22 protein-coding genes, 1 tRNA gene and 1 pseudogene are annotated in these 23,904 nt (G+C 67.5%); 15 read left to right on the top strand and 9 right to left on the bottom strand.

All coding sequences use genetic code 11. The features are described 5' to 3' along the window. Positions 1–31: 31 nt before the first annotated feature. From yidD to rpmH, 3 genes are read right to left on the bottom strand one after another with little or no spacing between them, the layout of a single operon-like run. The gene (gene yidD, locus HUK65_RS07785; RefSeq protein WP_179905593.1) at positions 32–298 is read right to left on the bottom strand and encodes a membrane protein insertion efficiency factor YidD; all 267 of its coding nucleotides are present in this window, start codon (positions 296–298) and stop codon (positions 32–34) included. Further along, the gene (gene rnpA / locus HUK65_RS07780) at positions 295–717 is read right to left on the bottom strand and encodes a ribonuclease P protein component (RefSeq protein WP_407692421.1); all 423 of its coding nucleotides are present in this window, start codon (positions 715–717) and stop codon (positions 295–297) included. Before rnpA ends, yidD begins: the two co-directional genes overlap by 4 nt. Positions 718–753: 36 nt before the next feature. Continuing rightward, positions 754–888, bottom strand: coding sequence for a 50S ribosomal protein L34 (rpmH, locus tag HUK65_RS07775; protein ID WP_179905591.1), 135 nt, complete (start codon positions 886–888; stop codon positions 754–756). 256 nt (positions 889–1,144) lie between these two features. Between rpmH and HUK65_RS07770 the strand changes: the two genes are divergently transcribed. From HUK65_RS07770 to HUK65_RS07745, 6 genes and pseudogenes are all read left to right on the top strand, one after another. After that, positions 1,145–1,897 carry a TVP38/TMEM64 family protein gene (locus HUK65_RS07770; RefSeq protein WP_179905590.1) on the top strand — a complete coding sequence of 251 codons (753 nt, stop codon included), beginning with the start codon at positions 1,145–1,147 and terminating at the stop codon, positions 1,895–1,897. Continuing rightward, complete coding sequence (locus HUK65_RS07765) at positions 1,894–3,297, top strand: dihydrolipoyl dehydrogenase family protein (RefSeq protein ID WP_179905589.1); 1,404 nt, start codon at positions 1,894–1,896, stop codon at positions 3,295–3,297. Before HUK65_RS07770 ends, HUK65_RS07765 begins: the two co-directional genes overlap by 4 nt. Before the next feature lie 24 nt (positions 3,298–3,321). Further along, the gene (locus tag HUK65_RS07760; RefSeq protein WP_179905588.1) at positions 3,322–4,707 is read left to right on the top strand and encodes a sensor histidine kinase; all 1,386 of its coding nucleotides are present in this window, start codon (positions 3,322–3,324) and stop codon (positions 4,705–4,707) included. 74 nt (positions 4,708–4,781) lie between these two features. Then, positions 4,782–4,858 (top strand) — tRNA-Arg (locus HUK65_RS07755). Between the two features lie 226 nt (positions 4,859–5,084). Beyond that, positions 5,085–5,360, top strand: a pseudogene (locus HUK65_RS07750) (hypothetical protein); the annotation flags it as partial. Beyond that, the gene (locus HUK65_RS07745; RefSeq protein ID WP_179905586.1) at positions 5,357–6,061 is read left to right on the top strand and encodes a glutathione S-transferase N-terminal domain-containing protein; all 705 of its coding nucleotides are present in this window, start codon (positions 5,357–5,359) and stop codon (positions 6,059–6,061) included. The pseudogene HUK65_RS07750 and the gene HUK65_RS07745, both read left to right, overlap by 4 nt. Before the next feature lie 305 nt (positions 6,062–6,366). Here HUK65_RS07745 and HUK65_RS07740 read toward each other — a convergent pair whose 3' ends face one another. After that, positions 6,367–6,957: a DUF1285 domain-containing protein gene (locus HUK65_RS07740; RefSeq protein ID WP_179905585.1), complete on the bottom strand. Its 591-nt coding sequence runs from the start codon at positions 6,955–6,957 to the stop codon at positions 6,367–6,369. A 113-nt stretch (positions 6,958–7,070) separates the two neighbouring features. Here HUK65_RS07740 and HUK65_RS07735 point away from each other — a divergent pair, with 113 nt between their 5' ends. From HUK65_RS07735 to HUK65_RS07720, 4 genes are read left to right on the top strand one after another with little or no spacing between them, the layout of a single operon-like run. Beyond that, positions 7,071–8,078 (top strand): AAA family ATPase, encoded by a 1,008-nt coding sequence (locus HUK65_RS07735; RefSeq protein WP_179905584.1) that lies wholly within the window; start codon positions 7,071–7,073, stop codon positions 8,076–8,078. After that, a complete protein-coding gene (locus HUK65_RS07730) occupies positions 8,075–8,965 on the top strand; it encodes a DUF58 domain-containing protein (RefSeq protein WP_179905583.1) in 891 nt (296 codons plus the stop codon). The genes HUK65_RS07735 and HUK65_RS07730 overlap by 4 nt, the downstream gene beginning before the upstream one ends. 1 nt (position 8,966) lies before the next feature. Continuing rightward, positions 8,967–11,747, top strand: coding sequence for a DUF4159 domain-containing protein (locus HUK65_RS07725; protein ID WP_179905582.1), 2,781 nt, complete (start codon positions 8,967–8,969; stop codon positions 11,745–11,747). Beyond that, positions 11,744–13,816 carry a hypothetical protein gene (locus tag HUK65_RS07720; protein WP_179905581.1) on the top strand — a complete coding sequence of 691 codons (2,073 nt, stop codon included), beginning with the start codon at positions 11,744–11,746 and terminating at the stop codon, positions 13,814–13,816. Before HUK65_RS07725 ends, HUK65_RS07720 begins: the two co-directional genes overlap by 4 nt. Positions 13,817–14,091: 275 nt before the next feature. On the opposite strand, the gene HUK65_RS07715 is transcribed toward HUK65_RS07720, so the two are convergent. Continuing rightward, entirely contained in the window at positions 14,092–14,553 is a 462-nt protein-coding gene (locus tag HUK65_RS07715) for a GatB/YqeY domain-containing protein (protein ID WP_179905580.1), read from the bottom strand. Positions 14,554–14,729: 176 nt separating this feature from the next. Between HUK65_RS07715 and carA the strand changes: the two genes are divergently transcribed. The 5 genes from carA (at position 14,730) to HUK65_RS07690 (ending at position 20,481) form a co-directional block, all read left to right on the top strand. After that, positions 14,730–15,887, top strand: a complete 1,158-nt coding sequence (gene carA / locus HUK65_RS07710) for a glutamine-hydrolyzing carbamoyl-phosphate synthase small subunit (protein WP_179905579.1) — start codon at positions 14,730–14,732, stop codon at positions 15,885–15,887. A gap of 112 nt (positions 15,888–15,999) precedes the next feature. Beyond that, positions 16,000–16,782 carry an alpha/beta fold hydrolase gene (locus tag HUK65_RS07705; protein ID WP_179905578.1) on the top strand — a complete coding sequence of 261 codons (783 nt, stop codon included), beginning with the start codon at positions 16,000–16,002 and terminating at the stop codon, positions 16,780–16,782. Beyond that, positions 16,779–18,335, top strand: a complete 1,557-nt coding sequence (locus tag HUK65_RS07700) for a Mur ligase family protein (RefSeq protein ID WP_179905577.1) — start codon at positions 16,779–16,781, stop codon at positions 18,333–18,335. The genes HUK65_RS07705 and HUK65_RS07700 overlap by 4 nt, the downstream gene beginning before the upstream one ends. Further along, on the top strand, positions 18,332–19,492 hold the full coding sequence (locus HUK65_RS19105; protein WP_179905576.1) for a D-alanine--D-alanine ligase: 1,161 nt from the start codon (positions 18,332–18,334) through the stop codon (positions 19,490–19,492). Before HUK65_RS07700 ends, HUK65_RS19105 begins: the two co-directional genes overlap by 4 nt. A 329-nt stretch (positions 19,493–19,821) precedes the next feature. After that, entirely contained in the window at positions 19,822–20,481 is a 660-nt protein-coding gene (locus HUK65_RS07690; RefSeq protein WP_179905575.1) for an outer membrane protein, read from the top strand. Between the two features lie 97 nt (positions 20,482–20,578). Here the strand turns inward: HUK65_RS07690 and HUK65_RS07685 are convergent, their stop codons facing one another. From HUK65_RS07685 to HUK65_RS07670, 4 genes are all read right to left on the bottom strand, one after another. Further along, a complete protein-coding gene (locus tag HUK65_RS07685) occupies positions 20,579–21,181 on the bottom strand; it encodes an outer membrane beta-barrel protein (protein ID WP_179905574.1) in 603 nt (200 codons plus the stop codon). Positions 21,182–21,529: 348 nt separating this feature from the next. Continuing rightward, positions 21,530–21,763: a sulfurtransferase TusA family protein gene (locus HUK65_RS07680; protein ID WP_179905573.1), complete on the bottom strand. Its 234-nt coding sequence runs from the start codon at positions 21,761–21,763 to the stop codon at positions 21,530–21,532. A 142-nt stretch (positions 21,764–21,905) separates the two neighbouring features. Continuing rightward, the gene (locus HUK65_RS07675; RefSeq protein WP_179905572.1) at positions 21,906–22,889 is read right to left on the bottom strand and encodes a cytochrome-c peroxidase; all 984 of its coding nucleotides are present in this window, start codon (positions 22,887–22,889) and stop codon (positions 21,906–21,908) included. Between the two features lie 155 nt (positions 22,890–23,044). Next, a complete protein-coding gene (locus HUK65_RS07670; RefSeq protein WP_179905571.1) occupies positions 23,045–23,572 on the bottom strand; it encodes an acyl-CoA thioesterase in 528 nt (175 codons plus the stop codon). Between the last annotated feature and the right edge of the window lie 332 nt (positions 23,573–23,904).

Below are 23,904 nucleotides of genomic sequence, written 5' to 3'. Positions count from 1 at the left end.
GCGCGACCCGGAACCTGCGCTTTCGCGGCGCTCAGCTGTCGCGGTCCGGCGCGGGCTTGGCGTCATGGTCGGGGTCGGCGCCGGGTACCGGGTCATAGCCGCTGCTCCCCCAGGGGTGGCAGCGTCCGATCCGGCGCAGTGCCAAGGCCCCGCCGCGCAGGGCGCCGTGGCGTTCCAGCGCCTCCAGCGTATAGACGGAGCAAGTGGGCTGAAACCGGCAATTATGGCCCACCAGCGGGCTGAAGGTCACTCTGTAGAGCCGCACAGGCAGCGAAAGAAGCCATGCCATTGGGCTCATGCCGCGCCCCTTGCGCCATGCACCGCCTCCAGGGCGCTGCGCAGATCGGCGCAAAGCGCGCCGAAATCGCGCGTAACGGTTACGCCGGGGCGGCCTATCAGAACGTAATCCCAGCCCGGGCGGCCATGCGCGCGCAGCACCTGCTGCGCTGCCGCGCGCAGGCGCCGTTTGGCGCGGTTTCGGGTCACGGCATTGCCGACCTTCCGGGTGCAGGTGAAGCCCACGCGAATCAGGTCCGGTTCCGCATCGCGGGCGCGGGCCTGCAGCATCAGCCCCTTGCGCGGCTGGCGCATCCCGGCGGCAGTGCGCAGGAAATCGCGCCGAAAGCGCATGACCGCAACCCGTGGCGGCGCATCACAGGCCAAGGACGCCGCACCCGAAAGGGTTGCGGCGTCCTTGGCAGATTGGTCGGATGTGATCATCACGTCAGAGCCGGACCCATGGGCCCGGACCCCTCAGGCCGTCAGCTTCTTGCGGCCCTGGGCACGCCGAGCGTTGATGATCTTGCGCCCGGCCTTGGTGGCCATGCGGGCGCGGAAACCGTGGCGGCGTTTGCGCACCAGGTTGCTGGGCTGGAAAGTGCGTTTCATCGCTGTCGTCCTTGCGTCTGGGCGCCCGAACCGCCGGATGCGGGGGCGCCAACTCCAATTCAGGGTCGGGCATTACCCCTCCCGCGTGGCCGAGTCAATTCTCAGCGCGCGATTCTGGCCGGAAATCTGCGCCCTGGCCCTGGCTGATCCTCCTCGACTGTAACATTCGGGGCTTTTTCCTGTCCATCCATCAAGCCCGCGTGATACGCCCTGTCCAGAGCGTAACACGCGCGCCAATCTGACCGAATATGCTGTCATGCTCGGCAAAGGACCTGAACCCGTGGATACCTCCAACCTGCCCTCGCCCTGGCGTCGGCGCCTGCCCCTTCTGGCCGTGCTTGTGCTGGCGGTGGTCGGTGCGATCTTTCTGGGCGAGCATCTGAATTTCGAAACCCTGCGCGACAACCGCGAGGCCCTGCTGGCCTACAGGGATGCGAATTACGCCTTGGCCGCGGGTACCTTCATCGTTGCCTATATCGCCCTTGTGGCCTTTTCCCTGCCTGGGGCAACGGCGGCGACCCTGACCGGGGGCTTCCTGTTCGGCCTTTTCCCGGGGGCGCTGTTCAATGTGCTGGGCGCCACCATCGGCGCGGTGCTGATCTTTCTGGCGGTGCGCAGCGGGCTGGGCCAGGGGCTGGCGGCGCGGATCGATGCCAGTGACGGGCGGATCGCACGGATCATGCAGGCGATCCGGGCCGATGCCTTTCAGGTACTGTTGTCGTTGCGGATGGTTCCGGTGCTGCCGTTCTTCGTGATGAATGTGGTTCCGGCATTGATCGGCGTGCGGACCTCGGTCTTTGCGGTGACGACCTTTCTGGGCATCATCCCCGGCGGGCTGGTCTACACCTGGGTCGGGGCCGGGCTGGGCGAGGTCTTTGCCCGCGGTGAAACCCCCAACATGTCCATCATCTTCGAGCCCCACATCCTGGGCCCGCTGCTTGGGCTGGCGGCGCTGTCGCTGTTGCCGGTGCTGTTGCGGCGGCTGAACCTGACCGGGGCGCGGCCATGAACGTGATCGAAACGGATATCTGCGTGATCGGTGCAGGCTCGGGCGGGTTGTCGGTGGCCGCGGGCGCGGTGCAGATGGGCGCGCGGGTGGTGCTGATCGAAGGCCACAAGATGGGCGGCGATTGCCTGAATTACGGCTGCGTCCCGTCCAAGGCGCTGCTGTCCGCAGCCCGCGCCGCCAAAGCCGCCGGACCGGTCGAAGCCGAGGCCGCCCGCACCCGCTACGCCGCCGCACAGGCCCATGTGCGCGCCACCATCGCCGCAATCGAACCCCATGACAGCCAGGAGCGATTCGAGGGTCTGGGCGTGCAGGTGATCCGCGATTACGCCCGCTTCACCGGCCCTGACAGTGTGGAGGCCGGCGGCCAGACCATCCGCGCGCGCCGCTTCGTGGTGGCCACCGGGTCGTCGCCCGTGGTGCCGGACATCTCCGGGCTGGACCGGGTGCCGCATCTGACCAATGAAACCCTGTTCGACATGCCGGACCTGCCCGGGCATTTGCTGGTGATGGGGGGCGGGCCCATCGGGCTGGAAATGGCGCTGGCCCATCGGCGGCTGGGCGCGCAGGTGACGGTGATCGAAGGCGCGCAGGCCCTGGGCCGCGAAGACGCGCAGGCCGCCGCCGTGGTGCTGGCGCAGCTGCGCGCCGAAGGGATCGAGATCATCGAGGGCGCGCAGGTCGAGCGTGTCTCGGGGCGGACCGGCGCGATCGAGGTGCAGGTGACCGGGGGCACCGTATTCCATGGCACGCATCTGCTGGTGGCCGTGGGGCGGCGCCCGAGTATCGACCGGCTGGACCTGAAAGCTGCGGGTATCAGGCATACCGCCGACGGGATCACCGTGGGCGATGATCTGCGCAGCACGAACCGCCGCGTTTACGCCATCGGCGATGTGGCGGGGCGGGGCCAGTTCACCCATCTGGCCGGGTATCATGCGGGCATCATCATCCGCGCGGCGGTGCTGGGGCTACCCGCAAAGGCGCGCGCCGACCATATTCCGCGCGTTACCTATACCGACCCCGAACTGGCGCAAGTCGGCCCGACAGAAGCCGAGGCGCGGCGCAAGTTCGGCGCCCGGCTGCAGGTGCTGCGCGTGGACATGGCCCAGATTGACCGCGCGCAGGCCGAAGGCTGGACCGAAGGCTTCCTGAAGCTGATGGTTGTCAGCGGGCGCCCCATCGGTGCCACCATTGTCGGCGCGCAGGCGGGCGAACTGATCGCGCCCCTCTGTCTGGCGATTTCGGCCCGGATGAAGCTGAGTGCGCTGGCGGGCACGGTCCTGCCCTATCCGACATTGGCGGAAATCGGCAAACGCGGCGCAGGGGCCTATTTCTCGCCGAAACTCTTTGATAATCCTTTTGTGAAGCGGATGGTGCGGTTGGTGCAGAGGGTCATGCCCTGACCGCTTTCGCGCGAAGGGGCAGGCATGTTTTTCAGAACGCTCTCGGGCCGGTTTCTGATGCTGACGATCATCTTCGTCATGCTGGCCGAGATTCTTATCTTTGTTCCGTCGGTCGCCCGCTACCGCGAGGATTACCTGCTGGCCCGGCTGGAGCGCGCGCAGATCGCCTCGTTGTCGTTGCTGGCCAGCCCCGGGTTCATCGAAGAGAACCTGGCCCAGGAACTGCTGGAAAACGCCGGTGTCTTCAACGTGGTGCTGCGCCGTGATGCGGTGCGCGAACTGGTGCTGTCCTCGCCCCTGCCGCAGCCGGTCAGCGCCACATTCGATCTGCGTGACCCCGGCGCACTGGCGCTGATGCGCGATGCCATGGCGGTGCTGTTCGACCCGGAAAACCGGGTGATCCGGGTCATTGGCGATCCGGTGCGCGAAGCGGGTTTGTTGATCGAGGTAACGCTGGAAACCGGCCCCCTGCGCGCCGAGATGCTGGAGTATGGCGAACGCATCCTGTGGCTGTCGCTGGTCATTTCGGTATCAACGGCGGTGTTGCTGTTTGCGGCGGTGCAACTGCTGATGGTGGCGCCGATCCGGCAACTTGTGCGCGCGATGTCCCGCTATGCCGAAGCCCCCGAGGACGGGCGCCGCATCATCACACCCACCGCCCGCGTGCGTGAACTGCGCGAGGCCGAGGACGCGCTGCATGACCTGCAGACGCAGCTGACCGCGAACCTGCGCCAGAAGGAACGCCTGGCCCAGCTGGGCGGCGCCGTGGCGCGCATCAGCCATGACCTGCGCAATATCCTGTCTTCCGCCAGCCTGTTCGCCGACCGGATGGAGACCAGCCAGGACCCGGCCGTGCGCCGTGCGGCGCCGAAGCTGCTCAACTCGCTCTCGCGCGCGATCAACCTGTGCGAAAACACCCTCGCCTTCGGCAAGGCCGAGGAACCGCCCCCCTCGCTGAACCGGATCGCGCTGGCGCCGCTGGTCAAGGATGTGGTGGCAAATGAGGAACTGGCAGCTTCGGGGACGCCCGAGATCGAGTTTCTGGTCGATGTGCCGCCCGGGCTGAACCTGAGTGCTGACAGCGAACAGCTGTTCCGGGTGCTGACCAACCTGATCCGCAACGCCCGCCAGGCGATCGAGGCAACAGGCCAGCCAGGCAGCATCGAGGTTTCGGCCAAGGCGGGGGACGGAAATGTCGTTATCGGGATCGGCGATACCGGGCCCGGGTTGCCGGCCAAGGCGCGCGACAACCTGTTCACCGCCTTTCAGGGCGGGGTGCGCAAGGGCGGCGTGGGCCTGGGTCTGGTGATCGCCGCCGAACTGGTGCGCGGCCATGGCGGGCGGCTGGAGCTGCACCGCAGCGACGATCAGGGCACCGAATTCCGCATCATCCTGCCCACCGGGATCTGAACGGCCAGCCAGCGTTTTTCCTGCGACGCCCCCCTTGCAAAGGGGGCAAAGGGCGGGTATCAGGCCGGTGTTGCGCGCCCGTAGCTCAGCTGGATAGAGCACCAGACTACGAATCTGGGGGTCAGAGGTTCGAATCCTTTCGGGCGCGCCATTCTCCCCAGGTTGCCACTTCGTTGCCATTGTCGGAATGTTAGTGGACCAACGCCATGGGCACACAAACAACCACTATCCGGCACAGATTTCTCACTGAGCTGCCAGCGTGGCGCCACCGGTTCAGGACCCGTGGCTGGCGGGATCGAGCACCGCCGGACCAAGCCGAACCACCGCTGCAGGTCCAAGGACCAGACAACGAACCGGGGGGATCGTTTGCGCGAGGGGACGGTCAGCGCGACCGGATGAACCGCACGATCAAGGACGCGACCGTCAAGCGCACCCACAACAACAGCCACGACGGCTTGCGGGCGCAGCTTGCCGACTTCCGCGCCGCCCATGACTTCGCAGGCAGGCTCAAGCCGCTGGGCAGCCTCACGCCCCAGGAATGCATCTGCAAGATCTGGACTTCAGCGCCAGACAGATTCATCACTACTCCGAGCCACCGGATGCCGGGACTGAACACCTGGGTCTGCACGCAACAGAAGGAGAGTATCGCATGAGCGACCCGATAGAGTTGTATTACTGGCCCACGCCCAATGGCTGGAAGATCACCATCGCACTCGAGGAAATGGGCCTGCCTTACAACGTCAACCTCATCAATATCGGCGCAGGTGACCAGTTCGCCCCGGACTTCCTGAAGATCGCGCCCAATAACCGCATGCCCGCCGTCATCGACCCCGATGGCCCCGATGGCGCGCCGATCTCCATCTTCGAATCGGGCGCGATCCTGCAATATCTGGCGCGCAAGACCGGCCAGTTCGGCGGGCCGAGCGAGCGGGACCGCATCGCCGTGGATCAGTGGCTGATGTGGCAGATGGGCGGGCTTGGACCCATGGCCGGGCAGGCGCATCATTTCCTGAAATACGCCCCGGCGATGGACCCGCCGCAGGACCTCCCCTATGCCAAGGACCGCTACCAGCGCGAGGTTGCGCGCCTTTACGGCGTGCTGGACCGGCAGCTTGCGAACAACCGCTATGTGGCGGGCGAGTTCTACTCCATCGCCGATATGGCGATCTGGCCCTGGGCAATCCTGTGGGAGGGGCAGTCACAGACACTGGATGACAAGCCCCATATGAAACGCTGGCTGGACGAACTCGGCGCGCGCGAGGCCGTCCAGCGCGGCAAGGCTGTCGCCAAGGACCGGCGCAGCGCCGTACAGGATGACCGCAAGGCGCAGGAGGTGCTGTTCGGCAAGCGCTAGACCGGTGCGCGCCCGGACATTTGGCCCCCGGGCGCGGCGCTCTCAGGGCTGACTGCAGCCCGGCCAGATGGGGTGCCTGGAGCGGTGGCGCCGGGACTCTGGGCAGCCGGAACAAGTGGGCTCTCTGGGCAACAGCAGCATGATGCCGTGCGCGCGGAGAAGACCATGGCAGCGCGCGCAGCACCGTCCTGATCTGGCATTCAACATCAATGCGCCTGGAGCCTGGGGATCGCTGCCTGCGCGCCGGGACAGTTCCGTGAGCGGCTCCAAGCCGTGGGCGCGTCTTGCGGGGCAGGGTGCAAAGCTTACGGCAGCTCCCGCGACGAGATCACCGGGAAGAACATGCCGTCCGACCACAGGCCGAACCAGCTTTCGCCCTCATGCTCGGCATGGGCGCCGATATCGACCAGCCGGTAAAAGCTCTTGCGGTCGATCAGCGCCTCAAGGTTGGCGCGGACCAGCACATAGGGCGCGGGCTCGCCGGTTTCGGGGTCGCGCTCCACCCGGATGGGGCTCCGGGGGCCGGCAATGACGCTGTCGCCTACATTGGTGGTGAAGTTCAGCCGCTGGTCGGGGCCGTGGCCGCTTGCTTCGACATCCACGGCCACGAAGGGGGCGTCATCGACGGTGATGCCGACCTTTTCCACCGGCGTGACCAGGAAATAATCATCGCCATCGCGCCGCAGGATGGTGGAAAACAGCCGCACCAGGGCAGGCCGCCCGATGGGCGTGCCAAGGTAGAACCACGTCCCGTCCCGCGCGATTCGCATGTCCAGATCGCCGCAGAACGGCGGGTCCCACAGATGCACCGGGGGCAAGCCGCCCCTTTTCGCCGCCGCCTGAGCCGAAGCCGCGATGTTTTCCGCCGATGGGGTAACGATCTGTTGTCCGCTCATGGTTTTTGCCAGCACGCCGTTTTAGGATATGTCCATCATGGAAAGACATAGGTGCGCCAGCGTCGAGCGCAACCGGTCAGGACCACCAAGGGACCACCAAGGAGCGCGCAGGCATGGACGAAAACGCGGAACTGATTGGCCAGATCGAGGCTCTGGGCGAAAAGCTGGCCGAGGCCCGCAGCAGCATCAACCGCCGTTTCATCGGTCAGCGCAAGGTGGTGGACCTGTCGCTGGCGGCGATGCTGTGCGGCGGGCACGCGCTGCTGATCGGCCTGCCGGGGCTGGGCAAGACGCGGCTGGTGGACACGCTGTCCACGGTGATGGGGCTGCGCGGCAACCGCATCCAGTTCACCCCGGATCTGATGCCCGCCGATATCATCGGCTCCGAAGTGCTGGACACCGCCGCCGATGGCAGCCGTGCGTTCCGTTTCATTCAGGGGCCGCTCTTCTGCCAGCTTCTGATGGCCGACGAGATCAACCGCGCCAGCCCCCGCACGCAGGCCGCGCTTCTGCAGGCCATGCAGGAGCGGGAGGTCACGGTCGCAGGGGTGCATCACAAGCTGGAGGCGCCGTTCCACGTGCTGGCCACCCAGAACCCGATCGAACAGGAAGGCACCTACCCCCTGCCCGAGGCGCAGCTTGACCGCTTTCTGGTGCAGATCGACGTGGAATACCCCGACCGCGCCACCGAGCGTGACATCCTGATCGCCACCACCGGGGCGTCGGAAGATGCCGCGCATGCCGTGTTCACCGCCGAAGAACTGATCGACGCGCAATCCGTGCTGCGCCGCATGCCGGTGGGCGAGGCCGTGGTCGAGATGATCCTGGACCTGGTGCGCGCCTGCCGCCCCGGCGAGGCAGATGCCCATGACGCTGTGCGCGATGCCGTCAGCTGGGGGCCGGGGCCGCGTGCCGCGCAGGCGCTGATGCTGACCGTGCGGGCGCGGGCGCTGATGGACGGGCGGCTGGTGCCCTCGGCCGAGGATGTGATGGCGCTGGCCCGCCCGGTGCTGACGCATCGCATGGCGCTGGGCTTCGCCGCCCGCGCCCGGGGCGAATCGCTGGGCGCGATCATTGACCGGGTCGCGGCCTCGGTCACGCAGATGGAGGCCGCCGCGTGAGCCACTCTCCCGCCGCGCTGCGTCTGGATGCCGAAAGCCTGGCCGGCGGCCTGCCGCCGCTGCTGGTGGAGGCGGAACATCTGGCGGCCTCGGTCCTGCCGGGGGCGCATGGGCGCCGCCGCGCGGGGCAGGGGGATGAGTTCTGGCAGTATCGCGCGGCCACGGGGTCGGACCCTGCCTCGCGCATCGACTGGCGGCGTTCGGCCCGGTCGGACATGCATTTCGTGCGCGAAACCGAATGGCAGGCGGCGCAGGCGATCACGCTTTGGGTGGATCTGTCGCGCGCCATGGCGTTTTCCGGCGACAAGAGGCGCGCCGACAAGGGAAGCCGCGCGCGGCTGCTGGCGCTGGCGCTGGCGGTGCTGGCGCTTCGGGCCGGTGAGCGTGTGGGGCTGATGCGCGATGGCGCACCGCTGCCGGCGCGCTCGGGCAAGGCGCAGCTGATGCCGCTGACCCAGGCGCTGGCGGTGGACACTGACGGGCGCGACTATGGCGCCCCGGGCCTGGCGCTGCTGCCGGCCCATTCGCGCGCGGTGTTCCTGTCGGATTTCCTGGGCGATCCCGCCCCGGTCGAAGCCGCCCTGACCGCCGCCGCCGATCGTGGCGTGCGCGGCGCGCTGGTGCAGGTGCTGGACCCGGTAGAGGAAGGCTTCCCCTTTCAGGGCCGGTCGATCTTTGAAAGCATGGGCGGGGCCATGCGCCATGAAACCATGCGCGCCTCGGACCTCCGCGCGCGCTATCAGGACCGGCTGGCGCAGCGCAAGGACCGGCTGGCGGCGCTGGCGCGGCTGACCGGCTGGCAATTCACCTGCCACCACACCGACACGCCCCCCGCCGCCGCGCTGATGTGGCTGTGGCACGCGCTGGCGCCGGCAGGGGGGCGGTAGGATGTTCACCCTGGGCCCCATCGGATTCGCCACACCTGCGTTGCTGCTGGCGCTGGTGGCGCTGCCTGCGCTGTGGTGGCTGTTGCGCGCAGTGCCCCCCGCCCCGGTCATCCGCCGCTTTCCGGGCGTGGCGCTGCTGCTGGGTCTGAAGGACGAAACGCAGGAAAGCGACAAGACCCCGTGGTGGCTGCTGCTGCTGCGCGCCCTGGCGGTGGCGGCGCTGATCATCGGCTTTTCCGGGCCGGTGCTGAACCCGCAGCCGGAACGGACGGGCGATGGGCCGCTGCTGATCGTGGCCGATGCCAGTTGGGCCAGCGCCCGCGACTGGCCGCGCCGCATCGAACGGATGGAGGAATTGCTGACCGAAGCCAGCCGCGCCGGGCGCCCCGCCGCCGTCATCGCCCTGACCGACCTGCCCGAGGGCGACTTGCCGCTGCGCTCGGCCGATCACTGGCTGGGGCGGCTGGGCGGGATCACGCCCGCGCCCTGGCTGCCGCAGGCCGATGCGGTTGCAGCCTGGGCCGAAACTCTGCCCAGCACGCTGGAAAGCTACTGGTTCTCGGACGGTCTGGCGCGCGACGGACGCACGCCGCTGCTGGAGGCGCTGGAGGCGCGCGGCCCGGTGACAGTGTTCGAAACCGAAACCGCGGTGCTGGCGCTGGCGCCGGCGCAACTGGTCGAAGGCGCCTTGCAGCTTCAGGCCCTGCGCAGCCCCGCGAGTGATGCGTCCGAGATTCGCATCGCCGCCATCGGCCGTGACCCGGCGGGCACCGAACGCACCCTGGCCGAGGGCGTGGCCGAATTCGCCAGCGGGGAATCCCGCGCCGAATTGGAACTGGTCCTGCAGCCCGAATTGCGCAACCGCATCACCCGCTTCCAGATCACCGGCCAACGCAGCGCGGGCGCCGTGGCGGTGACCGATGACGCGCTGCAACGGCGCAAGGTGGCGCTGCTGGCCGGGCGCGATGCCGATGAGGGGCTGGAGCTGGTCTCGCCCTTCTTCTACCTGCGCCAGGCGCTTGGCCCGGTGAGCGAGTTGACCGAAAGCCCCAGCATCGACGATCTGCTGCTGACCGGCCCCGATGTGCTGATCCTGGCCGATGTCGCCGCGCTGGGCGAGGTTGAATCCGCCATGGTGCAGGATTGGGTTGCCGATGGCGGGCTTCTGCTGCGCTTTGCCGGGCCGCGCCTGGCGGCAAGCGAGGTCAGCCGCGATGACGAGGATCCCCTGATGCCCGTGCGCCTGCGGCTGGGCGGGCGCACCGTGGGCGGCGCCATGAGCTGGGGCGAGCCGCGGACCCTGCGCGATTTCGCCGAAGGATCGCCCTTCGAGGGGCTGCGCATCCCGTCCGATGTGACCGTGTCCAGCCAGGTGCTGGCCCAGCCGGACCCGGCGCTGGCTGATCGCACCATCGCCTCGCTGGCCGATGGCACGCCGCTGGTGACGCGCAAGTTCCTGGGCGACGGGCAGGTGGTGCTGGTGCACACCACGGCCAATGCGGACTGGTCCACATTGCCCCTGTCCGGCCTGTTCGTGGAGATGCTGGAGCGGCTGGCGGTCTCGACCCGCCCCGCGCGCCCCGGCGCCGATGATCTGACCGGGACCACCTGGATGGCCGAGCGGGTGCTGGACGGGTTCGGCGAGGTGCAAGACGCCTCGGGCATGGCCGGGGTCGCGGGGGAGCTTTTGGTCGAAAGCACCACCGGTCCTGATCTGCCGCCGGGGGGCTATGCCGGGCCCGGGGGCAGTCTGGCGGTCAATGTGATGGCCGATGCCGATGCCGAATTGCAGCCCGCCGACTGGCCCGCGCGGGTGCAGGTGGAACGCGGCGGCGCGCTCAGCGAAACCCGGCTGGCGGGGGCATTCCTGGGCGCGGGGCTGCTGGCGCTGATGGCCGATATTCTGGCCGCGCTGTGGATTGCGGGGCGGCTGTTGCCCGTCCGGGCCACGGCAGCGGCGCTGACAGCGCTGGCCATGTTGACTACGCCCGGCGCCGCACTGGCCGAAGATGCGGTGGACACCGATGACCGGCTGGCGATCATGGCGGCGAATAACGTGGTTCTGGCCCATGTGATGACCGGGGACCCACGGGTGGATGAGATTGCCGAGGCCGGATTGCGCGGCCTCTCGCAGGCGCTGTTCCAGCGCACCTCGATCGAACCCGATGATCCCATCGGCGTGGACCTGGAGCGTGATGAGCTGGTGTTCTTCCCCTTCCTCTACTGGCCCATCACCGAGGATACGCCGATCCCGTCCGACGCCGCGCTGTCACGGCTGAACCGCTACTTGCGCGGGGGGGGCATGATCATGTTCGACACCCGCGATGCCGAACTGGCCGGGCTGACCCGCACCACCCCCGCCGAGCGCCGCCTGCAGGCCATCGCGCGCTCGCTGGACATCCCGCCGCTGGAACCGGTGCCCGAGGATCACATCCTCACCCGCACCTTCTACCTGATCCAGGAGTTTCCGGGCCGGTTCACCGGGCGCGACCTGTGGGTCGAGGCTTCCCCGCCCGATGCCGAACTGGCCGAAGGCATGCCCTTTCGCAGCCTCAATGACGGGGTGACGCCGGTGATCATCGGCTCGCATGACTGGGCGGCGGCCTGGGCGGTGGATGCGCAGGGGCTGCCGTTGCTGCGTGTCGGGCGCGGCATGGACGGCGAACGCCAGCGCGAGATCGCGCTGCGCTTCGGGGTGAACCTGATCACCCATGTGCTGACCGGCAATTACAAATCCGATCAGGTGCATGTGCCTGCATTGCTGGAAAGGCTGGGCCAATGAGCGGCGCGCAGATCATTCTGGACCCGCTGGTCCCCCTGCTGGTGCTGGGGGCGGCGGGGGTTCTGGCGCTGGTCATGGTGGGGCTGGCGCTGTGGCGCGGGCTGCCGGGCTGGTGGCTGCGCGGGCTGGGGGCGGTGGCGCTGCTGGCCGCTCTGGCCAACCCCTCGTTGCAGACCGAGGAACGCGACCCCCTGCCGGATGTGGCGCTGGTGGTGGTGGATGACACGGCATCGAACCGCATCGGCCCGCGCGCGGAACAGACCGAGGCCGCGCTGACCCATCTGAGCGACCGCATCGGCGCGCTGGACAACACCGACCTGCGCATCGCCCGCGTGCCCGACGGGGCGCGCAACGAAGGCACCCGCCTGAAAACCGTGCTGGCCGAGGCGCTGTCGGACATCCCGCGCGACCGGCTGTCAGGGGTGTTCGCCATCAGCGACGGGCAGGTGCATGACCCCGGCACCGATGTGCAGATGGACGCGCCCTTTCACCTGCTGAAAACCGGCGAGGCCGATGACTGGGACCGCCGCCTGATCGTGCGCAACGCGCCCGCCTATGCGATCCTGGGCGAGCCCGTGACCCTGACCCTGCGGGTCGAGGATCAGGGCGCCGTCCCCGCATCGGCCGGCGATACGGCCGATCTGTCCTATTCCATCAACGGCGAGGACACCCGCCGCGCCCGCGTGCCGGTGGGCGAGGATATGGAAATCCGCCTGACGCTGGATCAGGGCGGCATGAATGTCCTGCAATTCGAACTGGACCCCGCCGAGGGCGAATTGACCGACCGCAACAACGCTGCCGTGGTGCAGATCAACGGGCTGCGGGACCGGCTCAGCGTGCTGCTGGTCTCGGGCGAGCCGAATGCCGGGCAGCGCACCTGGCGCAACCTGCTGCGGTCTGACCCGTCGGTGGATCTGGTGCATTTCACCATCCTGCGCCCGCCCGAAAAGCAGGATGGGGTGCCGGTGAACGAACTGTCGCTGATCGCCTTTCCCACGCGTGAGCTGTTCATCGACAAGATCGACGAATTCGATTTGATCATCTTTGACCGCTACAAGCGGCGCGGCATCCTGCCCAATGCCTATTTCGACAATATCCGCCGCTATGTGGATCAGGGCGGGGCGCTGCTGGTGGTGGGCGGGCCGGAGCTGGCCGGGGCCGACAGTATCTGGCGCTCGCCGCTGGGGCAGGTGTTCCCGGCGCATCCGACCTCGCGGGTGATCGAGCGGGGCTTCTGGCCGCAGATCTCGGATCTGGGGCAGCGCCATCCGGTGACGGCGGGGCTGGAACGCCACGCCCCCGGGGCCGAGGGCGAAGGCCCCGGCTGGGGCCGTTGGTATCGCCAGATCGAGCTGGAGCGCGACACGGGCCAGGTGGTGATGGAGGGCGCCGATGGCGCGCCGCTGCTGGTGCTGGACCGGGTGGGCGCGGGGCGGCTGGCGCTGCTGGCCTCGGACCAGGCGTGGCTGTGGGATCGCGGGCACGAAGGCGGCGGCCCGCAGCTGGAGATGCTGCGCCGGCTGGCGCATTGGATGATGGGTGAGCCTGACCTGGAAGAAGAGACCTTGACCGCCACCGCCGAGGGCCAGCGCATGACCGTCACCCGCCGCACGCTGGATGATGAGGTCGCCCCGGTCACCGTGACCGACCCCGAAGGCGCCGAGACGGTGCTGGAACTGGCGCAGGAGGAACCGGGGCTGTATCGCGCCACCTGGGAGGCGCCCGAAATCGGCCTCTACCGGCTGAGCGACGGGGTGCTGGATGCGGTGGTCGCGCTGGGCCCCTCGGCCCCGAGGGAGTTCGAGGAAACCATCGCCACGCGCGAGGTGCTGCAACCGTTGGTGCAGGCCACACGGGGTGGTGTGGCGCGGATCGAGGACGGGCTGCCCGATCTGCGTCAGGTGCGCGAGGGCCGCGCCGCCGCCGGGCGCGGCTGGATGGGCCTGACCCCGCGCGAAGCCTATGTCACTACCGACCTGCGTGTGGCCGCGCTTCTGCCCGGCTGGGCCTGGCTGCTGCTGGCGGCAGGTTTCGCACTGGGCGCGTGGCTGCGCGAGGGGCGTTGGTGACGCGGGCGGTGTGTGGCCCGGCTTGACGCAGCGAGAGTTGGGGCCGCTTTGACCCGAGGCAATGGAGCCGCCGATATGCACCGGTGCTGGCGGGGGATCGGGCTGGTTTTGCCAGTCTTTTCCGCGGGGTGATGCTGCGGGGCCTGTCGCGCCGCCGCGTCGGTGGTGAGGGGGGCTCCCGCCCGTCGGGGATGCATCGAAGATGCACCCCCTCCCGTTGGGCCGGGCGGCGCGCGGGCGCGCGCCGCTGTTGCGCGCGCGGGGCGCGTGTCGCCTCAGACGCTCAGCCGTGCCTTGACCATTGGGCCGACCTGGGCAAAATCCATCTGGCCCGCGTATTTTTCCTTCATCGCCGCCATGACGCGACCCATGTCGCGGATGGAGCTTGCCCCGAGTGCCGCGATCTCGGTGTCGATGGCGCGGGCGATGGTGTCCTGATCCATCTGTTTGGGCAGGTAGGACTCGATGACTTCGATCTCGTCACGTTCTTCCTGGGCCAGTTCCAGGCGTCCGGCCTCTTCATAGGTGCGCGCGCTTTCGGTGCGCTGTTTCAGCATCCGCGCCAGGATGGCCCTGATCTCCGACTCCGGGACCAGATTTTCGTCACCCGCGCTGCGCGCGGCGATATCGCGGTCCTTGATCGCGGCGCTGATCAGGCGCAGGGTGGACAGGCGTTTGCTGTCCCGTGCCTTCATCGCGGACTTGAGATCGGAGGCAAGGCGGTCGCGCAGGGACATGGGCTTCTCCGGGTTGCAGTGGAAAGCTGCACCATATCCTGTGCCGCAGGCGCCGGCAATCCCGGTTCACATATGCGCAAGTTATTGAAATGGCGTGATAATCCAGATTTCGGTTTGACTTGATTCTGCTGCGCTGCGGCAGTAGTTTCCGGCAAATCCCAGATGAGGGCCCTCCCATGGCTGCCACAGCTTCCAGACCGACCGCCTGCCTTGCCCTGGCGGACGGGACACTCTTCTACGGGCATGGTTTCGGCGCCACCGGCGAGACTGTGGCCGAACTGTGCTTCAACACCGCAATGACCGGCTATCAGGAGATCATGACCGACCCCTCCTACGCCGGGCAGGTGGTGACCTTCACCTTTCCCCATGTGGGCAATGTCGGCGTCAACCCCGAGGATGACGAAACCGCTGACCCCGTGGCGGCAGGGATGGTGGTGAAATGGGATCCGACCGAGCCTTCGAACTGGCGCGCGGCCGGGCATCTGGTGGACTGGCTGGAAAAACGCGGGCGGATCGGCATTGGCGGGGTGGATACGCGGCGCCTGACGCGGGCCATCCGGCAGCAGGGCGCGCCCCATGTGGCGCTGGCCCATGACCCCGAAGGCCGCTTTGACATCGAGGCGCTGGTGGCAAGGGCCCGCGGTTGGAGCGGACTGGTGGGGCTGGATCTGGCGCGCGAGGTGACCTGCGCGCAAAGCTACCGCTGGGATGAGATGCGCTGGGCATGGCCTGAGGGGTATCAGCCGCAAACCGCTCCGCAGCACCGCGTTGTGGCCATTGATTATGGTGCGAAGCGCAACATCCTGCGTTGCCTGGCCAGCGCAGGATGCGAGGTCACGGTCCTGCCCGCCACCGCCACCGCCGAGGAAGTGCTGGCGCTGAACCCCGATGGTGTGTTCCTGTCCAACGGCCCGGGCGATCCGGCGGCCACGGGCGATTATGCGGTGCCGATGATCCGCGGCGTTCTGGAGCGCGACCTGCCGGTGTTCGGCATCTGCCTGGGCCATCAGATGCTGGCACTGGCGCTGGGGGCCCGCACGGTGAAGATGAACCACGGCCACCACGGCGCCAACCACCCGGTCAAGGACCTGGAGACCGGCAAGGTGGAGATCACCAGTATGAACCACGGCTTCACCGTGGACAGCCAGACCCTGCCCGACGGCGTGCTGGAAACCCATGTCAGCCTGTTTGACGGGTCCAACTGCGGGATCAGGCTTGCCGACCGGCCGGTGTTTTCGGTGCAGTATCACCCCGAGGCAAGCCCCGGCCCGCAAGACAGCTATTACCTCTTCGAACGCTTTGCCGGGGCGATGGCGGCGCGCAAGGCGGCCTGAGCCACGCGCGGCTTTGGGTTGGATGGGGGGTTGAATTGCCCGCAGGGCCGAGCGCATACTTCGCCAAACGCCCCGCCCGAGCAGTAACGAGGGGGCGGCAGAAGGATCAGGCATGTCACACCCCCCGGCTCAGGCTCCGGCCATGCACCACATTGCCATCGGGCGCAGGGGCGCGCCGGGCGTGGTGTTTGCCCATGGCTGGGGGCGCAGCCACCGCGATTTCATCCCCACGGCCGAGGCATTAGCGCCGGTGGCGCGCGCGGTCCTGCCGGATCTGCCGGGCTTCGGGGCCACACCGCGCCCCGAAGCCGCCTGGGACACGGGCGATTACGCCGATGCCATGGCAGAGGCCCTGCGCGGGGGGCTGGTTGATGGTCCGGTGGTCTGGGTGGGGCATTCCTTTGGCGGGCGAATCGGGCTGCGGCTGGCGGTGCGGCACCCTGATCTGCTGACGGGGCTGGTGCTGGTGGCCGCCGCGGGTATCCCGCGGGCGCAGCCGCTGGTGGAGCAGCTGCGCGGGCGCTGGCGGTCCCGGCAATTCCGGCGGTTGAAGGCGCGCGCTACCGATCAGGCGGCGCTGGAGGCGCTGGAGGACCGTTTCGGCAGCCCCGATTATGTGCAAAGCCGCCGCGACGGGCTGCGCGATATCTTCCTGAAAACCATCGCCGAGGATCAGAGCGCGGATTTGCGCCGGATCAACCTGCCCGTCACCCTGATCTATGGCGGGCGCGACACTGAGACCCCGCCGGACCTGGGACGGCGCATGGCCAATGCAATCCCCGGGGCAGAGTATGTGCAGCTTGATCCATGCGATCATATCTCGGTGCTGGACCGGGGGCGGCATCAGATTGCGCTGGCGGTGAAGGAGAAACTGGTCGCGCAGGTGGCGCCATGATCGCGGAACTGGCCTTTGTGATCGCGCTGGTGGCGCTGGTGCTGGTGCGGCTGGACACGCTCATGGCCTATTTCCAGCAGGAGGAATACGCCACCCGCCGCTTTCTGGCCGCAATCCCGCGCGTGCGGCTCTATGATCTGCGGGCCACTGGCGTCGTTGCGGTTGCGCTGGTTCTGGGGCTGGCCACGGGGCTGTGGGCGGTGCTGCTGCTGCTGGCGGCGGCGGCGCTGGCGGGCATTGCGTGGGACGAGGCGCGCTACAAGTGGAAGAAGCCGCTGGTCATGACCGACCGGGCCTGGCGCATCCAGGCGCTGGCCCGGCTGATGTCGCTGCCGGTCCTGGCGCTGGCGCTGGTGCATCCGCTTCTGGCCGTGGTTATGCTGCACCTGCTGCCGCTGCAGTTGATCGCCGCCAACGCCCTGCTGAACCCGTATCAGACGCGGATCAACCGCCGCTATGTCGCCGCGGCGCGTGCGAAGCTGGAACGGCTGGACCCGGTGCGAATCGGCATCACCGGGTCGTTCGGCAAGACCACGGTGAAGCATATCCTGGCCGAGTTGCTGGAGCTTTCGGGCCCGGTCTTCTACAGCCGCGGGTCCATCAACACCGAACTGGGCCTGACCCGCCACATCCGCCAGCGGCTGCAACCCGCCCACCGCTATTTCGTGGCCGAGATGGGGGCCTACGGCATCGGCTCGGTCCGCCGTCTGTGCGATTTCGTGCGCCCGCGCTACGGGATCGTCACTGCCGTGGGCGCGGCGCATATGGAGCGGTTCGGCTCGCTGGAAGCTGTGGCGCAGGCCAAGTCCGAACTGGTCGAGGCTGTTTGCGCATCGGGCGGGCTGGCGGTCATCAACGCCGAGCTGCTGGCCCATGACCCCTTTGCCAAGCTGAAAGCCGCCCACCCGGACCATGTCCTGACCGTAGGCGAAGGCGGCGACGTGGCGGTGGCGGCGGAACTGCAGGGCAGCGACTGGCAGATCACGCTCTCGGGCGGGGGGCTGGACATCGCCTACGCCCTGCCGCTGCTGGGCGAGCACAACATCCTGAATTCCGCGCTGGCGGTGGCGCTGGCCGCGCGGCTTGATCCATCGGTCATCGAACGCCTGCCGCTGGTCACGCGGGTGGTGGAGCAGGTGCCCCACCGGTTGCAGAAGCGCGAAGCCCCGGGCCAGCCGCTGGTGCTGGATGATGCGTTCAACTCCAACGAAACCGGCTTTGCCAATGCGCTGCGGGTGCTGCGGCAGGTGGCCGACCAGCGCGGCGGGCGGGCGATCCTGGTCACGCCGGGGATCGTGGAGCTGGGGCTGGAGCATGAGCGCGTCCACGCGCGTCTGGGCGCGCTGGCGGCGGACTGCTGCGACGAGATTCACGCGGTCAACCCCGGGCGGATCGCCAGTTTCGTGCAGGCGGCCAAGGCGGGGGGCGCAACGGTTCATGGCGCGGATACGCTCGGCAGCGCGCGCGCGGCGCTCAAAGGTGCCGCGCCCGAGGATGTGATCCTCTATGAAAACGATCTGCCCGACATTCTGGAAGAAAGGCGGCTGCTGTGATCGGGGCGGAAGCAGGGCGCGACGGGCGGCGCAACGTTGCGGTGATCTTTGGCGGCGCCAGCCAGGAGCATGACGTCAGCGTGGTCAGTGCGCAGCAGTTGATGGATGCGGCTGACGCGCGGGCGATCAACGTCATCCCCGTCTATATGGATTTCGAAAACCGGCTGTTCACCGGCCCGCGCCTGCGTGACGTCTCGGCGTTCCGCCCGCGCCCCGGTGGTCTGCGCGAAGTGCGGTTCAACTGGGGCGATGAGGGGCCGGAATTGCTGGGCAAGGGGCTGCGCCTGCCCGTGGATTGTGCGCTGCCCGTTTTCCACGGCCCCTTTGGCGAAGACGGGCGCATTCATGGGATGCTGGAACTGATCGGCGTGCCGGTGACGGGGTTTTCGGCCTCGGGCTCGGCCATCGCCATGCGCAAGGATGCCACCAAGACGCTGGTGAAATCCGTCGGTGTGAATGTGCTGGACAGTGTCGCCGTCAACCGCCACCAGCGCGGGAACATGGGCGCGGTTCTGGACGAGGTTGAGGCGAAGCTGGGCCTGCCGGTGGTGGTGAAGCCCGCGAATCTGGGATCGTCCATCGGGGTGGGGCTGGCAAAGACCCGGGCAGATATCCCGGCACTGCTGGAATATGTGCTGCGCCAGGATGACCTTGCGCTGATCGAACCGCAGGTGCCCAATCTGGTGGAATACAACATCGCCATGATGTGGCGCGGCGGCGAGGTGGTGTTTTCCGCCATCGAACAACCCAAATCCGGCGCCGAACTGCTGGATTTCCGTGAGAAATACCTGTCCTCGGGCGGGACCAAGGGGGCGCTGCCCTCCGAGGGGATGCTCTCGCTCACGCGTGAGATCAACCCCGACCTGCCCGCCGATCTGAAGGCGCGGATCCTGGACTATTCCCGCCGCGCCTTTCTGATCCTGGGCGCGCGCGGGGCGCCGCGCATCGATTTCATGTGCAACCGCGCCACCGGAGAGCTGTGGTTCAACGAGATCAACCCCATCCCCGGCTCCTATGGCTTCTTCCTGTGGGAAGCGGCCGAGGTGCCGCTGTTGTACCCCGAACTGATCGCCCATCTGGTGGATGAAGCGATGGGCGCGTCCGTCAAACGATTCGACGATCCGGTGCCGCAGGGCGCCTGGCTGCTGCCACGCTGAGCGGATTGCGCCGCCGATCCCTGCCGGTTCCACGCCCGACGGGGCTTTTCCGCCTTCACCGGCGACATGTCCGGGGTTTCGGCAACGAAACGCCGACGGCCCTGGGGGTGCGCCTCCGGAAATTATGATTTTCTTTCATAAGCTTGCAGCTAGTTCGGCCCGGGGCTGATGCTCTGCCGCGATCCCTGCGCCACCGATCACGGAAATGCGTTTCGCAGGGAGGTCGGTGCGGTGTGATATTGGCAACATCTTGCGCATGGGAACAACGCGTTGGAACCCTGACCGGATGTCCCGTGTTTAGGGTTACGGTTTTGACTAAGGAGACGGTCATGAAACAGAAACACAGAATCCTGACGATTGCACTGGCATCGGGTCTGGCCGCTGCCCCGGCCCTTGCCGAAGGTCCGCTGACCCTTGAGGGCGGGGCGCTTTCCAGCGCGTCCAAGATGGGGACCGTGGCCGACCCGGTGGTCGAAGCTCCGCCGATGGCCCCGGTGCCGACGATGGTTGACTGGACCGGCGGCTACGCCGGGGTGGCGCTTGGCGTGGGCCGCGCGTCCTGGGATGATGGATCCTCGAGCGATGTGCTGGGCAACCTCTTTGCCGGCTACATGTTCGACATGGGCGACTATGTGATCGGCGCGGATCTGAACTACGCGCCGGCGTCGGTGTTCGGCGATTTCAGCACCGCAAGCGAAGAGCTGCGCGCCGCCTGGGGGCTGGTGGGCCGCGCAGGCGTCAAGTTGGGCGCCGAGGGCCGGACCCTCGCCTCGGTCGGTGTTGGTCCGAGCTGGGTGCGCACCCGTGATGCCGGTGGCGATGGCAACACCGCCGTGGGTGTCACCGCGGGCGTCGGGGTCGATTACATGATTGACGACAACTGGATGCTGCGTTCGGGGCTGAGCTATTCGCGCTTTGGCAGCGTGGGCGCCAACGACATCAGCGTGAACTCCGTGGCCGCGCATGTGGGCGCTGCGTTCCGCTTCTGAAGCGGGCCATGTGACAGTGAAAGAAGGGGCCGGGGATTACCCTGGCCCCTTTCTGGTGCGCCGATGAAACGGGTTGCCGGTGACAGGTGGCAAGGGGTCAGAAACGGAAGGCCGCGCCCACATGGGCCGAAACCGAATTTACCCTGTCGCCCCGCGCGCCAACACTGCCAAAGCGCGAATAGGTCACGCCAGACCGCAGCAACCAGCTTTCGTCCAGCAGGTAGTCCAGCCCCAGCCCGGCACTGACCCCGGCCGAGGTGCGGGTGTCGCCGGCATCATCGCGGGTGCGCACCCAACTGGGGCCAAACCCGACCGAAGCCAGGGTGCGGCCCTCGGCATCGACCTTCACGCCAAACCGGCCATAGATCGCCCAGGCGGCGCGCAGCTCTTCGTTCGCGGTGCTGAAACTGCCAAAGACCGCTGCAGGAGCGAAGGTTGCATCGGCCCCGACCACATAATCACCCATATCGGCAAGATAGACCGCAAACAGATTGCCAATGGCCGAGGTGCTGGAGCTTCGCGACCATGACGCCCGGCCAGCACCCAGTGAGGCGCCGCCATAGATGCCGGACCAGTCAGGCATCACGCCGCCGCCGCCCAGCCCGCGCGTGGCAATATCAGCTTGCGTGCTGTTGCCCGCCGTCATGCCGAGGTTGGCAGGGCCGGAAGCATCATCGGCCAGAGCCGGTGGCGCAGCCATACAAGTGACCAGAGCTGCAGTCAGAAATTTCCTGTAGATTGGCATGTCCGCTCCGATTTCCTCATGGCTTCGGGATCTGACAGATGTGCTGCAAGGTGGGTGGTGTCCGGGGTCCAACCCTTCCGGATGGCGCCGGTCCTGCGCAGCACTGTCTTTTTCCGGCCTCACTCATTCCAGTTTCAACATCTGCAGGGCCTTTGCCCGCCGACCTTGATTCGGCTCTATGGGATGTCCCGCCTCAAGATCCTGCGGCAACTCCCTGCGCAGTCTTCGAAACCATGCTGGATTTGATGCTTGCAAGTCAAGCATGGGTCGGAGGCGCAGGAGCGATCCCATGGGGTCTGTGGCTCAAATGCGGCGGATCAGATAGGCGGTGGCGTCATCCTGAAGGGGGGCGCTGCCCAGAAACTCATGCCCGGATTCGGCGCAGAAATGGGGCACATCAACCACCGCGGCCGGGTCTGTGGCCACCAGCCGCAGAACCTCGCCCTGCTCCATGGCGCGCAGACGCTTGCGCGCCTTCAGAACCGGCAGCGGGCAGAGCAGCCCGCGCGCGTCGATTTCCTGATCCCAATCAGACATGATCCTGTTCCCTTCGCCCTGAAGGGTATCTGCGGCGCGTCCGGGTCAGGGTCAAGCCCCGCGGGGCCAGCGCACGGAAAAACCGCCCCTGCGCTGTGGCAGGGGCGGTCAAGGGGTTCAGCCCGGTGTCAGGGCAACGTTGTCAGGGCAGCGCCGGGATCTCGACCCGCGGCATTTCACCGGTCAGGGCGTGCATGAAGGCGACCAGCGCATCCAGCTCATCCTCGGCGAAATCCTGGCCCAGCATCTGCTGGCCCATCAGCTGCACCGCCTCATGCAGCCCCGGGACCGAACCGTTGTTGAAATACGGATAGGTCACGGCCACATTGCGCAGGGTCGGCGTGCGGAAGGCGAACATGTCGGCCTCATCCCCGGTCACTACGAAGCGCCCTTCGTCGGTGGAGCCGGGAAGCTCGAACCGGTGGAAATTGCTGTCGGTCAGGGCAGGCCCGTTGTGGCAGGCAACACAGCCGGCATCCACGAACAGCTTCATCCCTTCAACCTGCTGGTCGGACATGGCCTGCACATCGCCGGCCAGGAAGCGATCCAGCGGCGAATTGGGCGTGTTCAGCGTCCGCTCGAAGCTGGCAATGGCATGGGCCACGTTCTGCGGGTTGATCGGATCCGGATCATCGGGGAAGGCAGCAGCAAAATGCTCCTGATAGATTGCGAATTCGTTCAGCCGGTTGATCGCTTCCTCCAGCGTGAGGTTCATCTCGATCTCGGCCTCGATCGGACCCAGGGCCTGGCCTTCAAGATCGGGTTCGCGCCCATCCCAGAACTGTGCTTCCAGAAAGCCCGAGTTCAGCACTGTGGGGGTATTGCGCTCACCCACCTGGCCGTCATGGCCGGTGGCGCGCGGAATCCGGTCGGCCCAGCCCAGCGCCGGGTTGTGGCAGGTGGCGCAGCTGATCACCCCCGAGGCCGAGATGCGCGGCTCAAAGAACAGCATCTTGCCCAGTTCGATCTTTTCCGGGGTCAGCGAATTATCCGCCGGGATTGGCGGCAGCGCCGGAAGCGGCTCGAAGAAATCCATGTAGTTTTCGATATCGGCAGTGGCGGCGCCCGCAGCGAAGGCCAGGGCCGTCGCCGATGCCAGAAGCCGGTGGACGCGGTGGATAGGCATGCAGTCACTCCTTCTTGTTGATCCGCTGTCGGCCACCGTTGCTGAACCCGCATCTGTGGCGCAGAATTATGCGAATGAAACCAGTGTGGAGCCTCATGCTGTCCACGTCATTGATCTGCGTCAAGTTTTCGTGTTGTCCCCGCGTCAACCTCTGTTCAGCCCGGTGGCCAGGGGCGCTGCGCATCGGCGTCGATCCAGGCCTGCACCCAGTCGGGCAGGGCGGGGCTCTCTGCACCGCGCCCCATGGCCGCTGCCACATCAAGCGGGGGCACAATACCATTCGCCCCGGTCACGGCGCTGCGCAACAGCATGTGGTTAAGGCATTCCTGGCCCCGCCACATGGATTGCTCCAGATAAAAGAACCGCCTGTCCCAGCCGATCACGCGTGAGCGCATCTCGACCCGCTGAAAGGTGCGCACCCTGCGCCGATACCGGACCGAAACGCCGGCGACGGCCATGCCCCAGCCCTTCTGCCGCGCAACCCCGGCCAGCCCCAGCCGCTTCGCCATGGGGATCCGCCCCAGGTCATAAAGCGTGAGCGTGCGCCCGTTGTTCAGCTCCAGCCAGGGGTCGATGTCCCAGGGCCAGCACAGATGATGCGAGACATGGGTTTCCCCGATGTCAAGCGGACCGGCATTGCGCTGCTTGATGGCTTCAAGGGTCATGCGGAAGAAAGGATACATGCGGGCGCTCCTGTGTGTTGCCCTGACCTGCCGTGCGTGGGCGCGCGGGTCAAGCCGGACGCTGCGCCAACCGGGCAGGGGGTGCTCCCGCCCCTTTCCTGCCTGCCCACGCGAAATGCGCGGGCAGGCAGGAAAGCGTTGGGCCCGGCCGCGTGGCCGATGGCCACGCGGCCGGGCCCAACGGCAGGAGGTCGCGCAAGCGGCCGATCTGCGGGCGGGAGCACCCCTTTCACCGGTTGGCGCCAGGCCAGGGGTAGGGGTGCTGAAGATGGCAGCGTCCGGGGGCTTTGGGCTGCGGTGGTGCGGGCGGTGTCTGGCGGCTGCTGCCGACC

Origin of the sequence: Rhabdonatronobacter sediminivivens, assembly GCF_013415485.1 — a bacterium.
GTDB classification, from domain to species: domain Bacteria; phylum Pseudomonadota; class Alphaproteobacteria; order Rhodobacterales; family Rhodobacteraceae; genus Rhabdonatronobacter; species Rhabdonatronobacter sediminivivens.
The sequence above is the reverse complement of the archived record's forward strand: the minus strand, read 5'-3'. Positions and strand labels throughout refer to the sequence as shown.

Coding starts and splice junctions, on each gene's coding strand:
- yidD (WP_179905593.1), bottom strand. CDS start 298: ATGAGCCCAATGGCATGGCTTCTTTCGCTGCCTGTGCGGCTCTACAGA.
- rpmH (WP_179905591.1), bottom strand. CDS start 888: ATGAAACGCACTTTCCAGCCCAGCAACCTGGTGCGCAAACGCCGCCAC.
- HUK65_RS07770 (WP_179905590.1), top strand. CDS start 1,145: ATGCTCGGCAAAGGACCTGAACCCGTGGATACCTCCAACCTGCCCTCG.
- HUK65_RS07765 (WP_179905589.1), top strand. CDS start 1,894: ATGAACGTGATCGAAACGGATATCTGCGTGATCGGTGCAGGCTCGGGC.
- HUK65_RS07760 (WP_179905588.1), top strand. CDS start 3,322: ATGTTTTTCAGAACGCTCTCGGGCCGGTTTCTGATGCTGACGATCATC.
- HUK65_RS07745 (WP_179905586.1), top strand. CDS start 5,357: ATGAGCGACCCGATAGAGTTGTATTACTGGCCCACGCCCAATGGCTGG.
- HUK65_RS07740 (WP_179905585.1), bottom strand. CDS start 6,957: ATGAGCGGACAACAGATCGTTACCCCATCGGCGGAAAACATCGCGGCT.
- HUK65_RS07735 (WP_179905584.1), top strand. CDS start 7,071: ATGGACGAAAACGCGGAACTGATTGGCCAGATCGAGGCTCTGGGCGAA.
- HUK65_RS07725 (WP_179905582.1), top strand. CDS start 8,967: ATGTTCACCCTGGGCCCCATCGGATTCGCCACACCTGCGTTGCTGCTG.
- HUK65_RS07720 (WP_179905581.1), top strand. CDS start 11,744: ATGAGCGGCGCGCAGATCATTCTGGACCCGCTGGTCCCCCTGCTGGTG.
- HUK65_RS07715 (WP_179905580.1), bottom strand. CDS start 14,553: ATGTCCCTGCGCGACCGCCTTGCCTCCGATCTCAAGTCCGCGATGAAG.
- carA (WP_179905579.1), top strand. CDS start 14,730: ATGGCTGCCACAGCTTCCAGACCGACCGCCTGCCTTGCCCTGGCGGAC.
- HUK65_RS07705 (WP_179905578.1), top strand. CDS start 16,000: ATGTCACACCCCCCGGCTCAGGCTCCGGCCATGCACCACATTGCCATC.
- HUK65_RS07700 (WP_179905577.1), top strand. CDS start 16,779: ATGATCGCGGAACTGGCCTTTGTGATCGCGCTGGTGGCGCTGGTGCTG.
- HUK65_RS07690 (WP_179905575.1), top strand. CDS start 19,822: ATGAAACAGAAACACAGAATCCTGACGATTGCACTGGCATCGGGTCTG.
- HUK65_RS07685 (WP_179905574.1), bottom strand. CDS start 21,181: ATGGCTGCGCCACCGGCTCTGGCCGATGATGCTTCCGGCCCTGCCAAC.
- HUK65_RS07680 (WP_179905573.1), bottom strand. CDS start 21,763: ATGTCTGATTGGGATCAGGAAATCGACGCGCGCGGGCTGCTCTGCCCG.
- HUK65_RS07675 (WP_179905572.1), bottom strand. CDS start 22,889: ATGCCTATCCACCGCGTCCACCGGCTTCTGGCATCGGCGACGGCCCTG.
- HUK65_RS07670 (WP_179905571.1), bottom strand. CDS start 23,572: ATGTATCCTTTCTTCCGCATGACCCTTGAAGCCATCAAGCAGCGCAAT.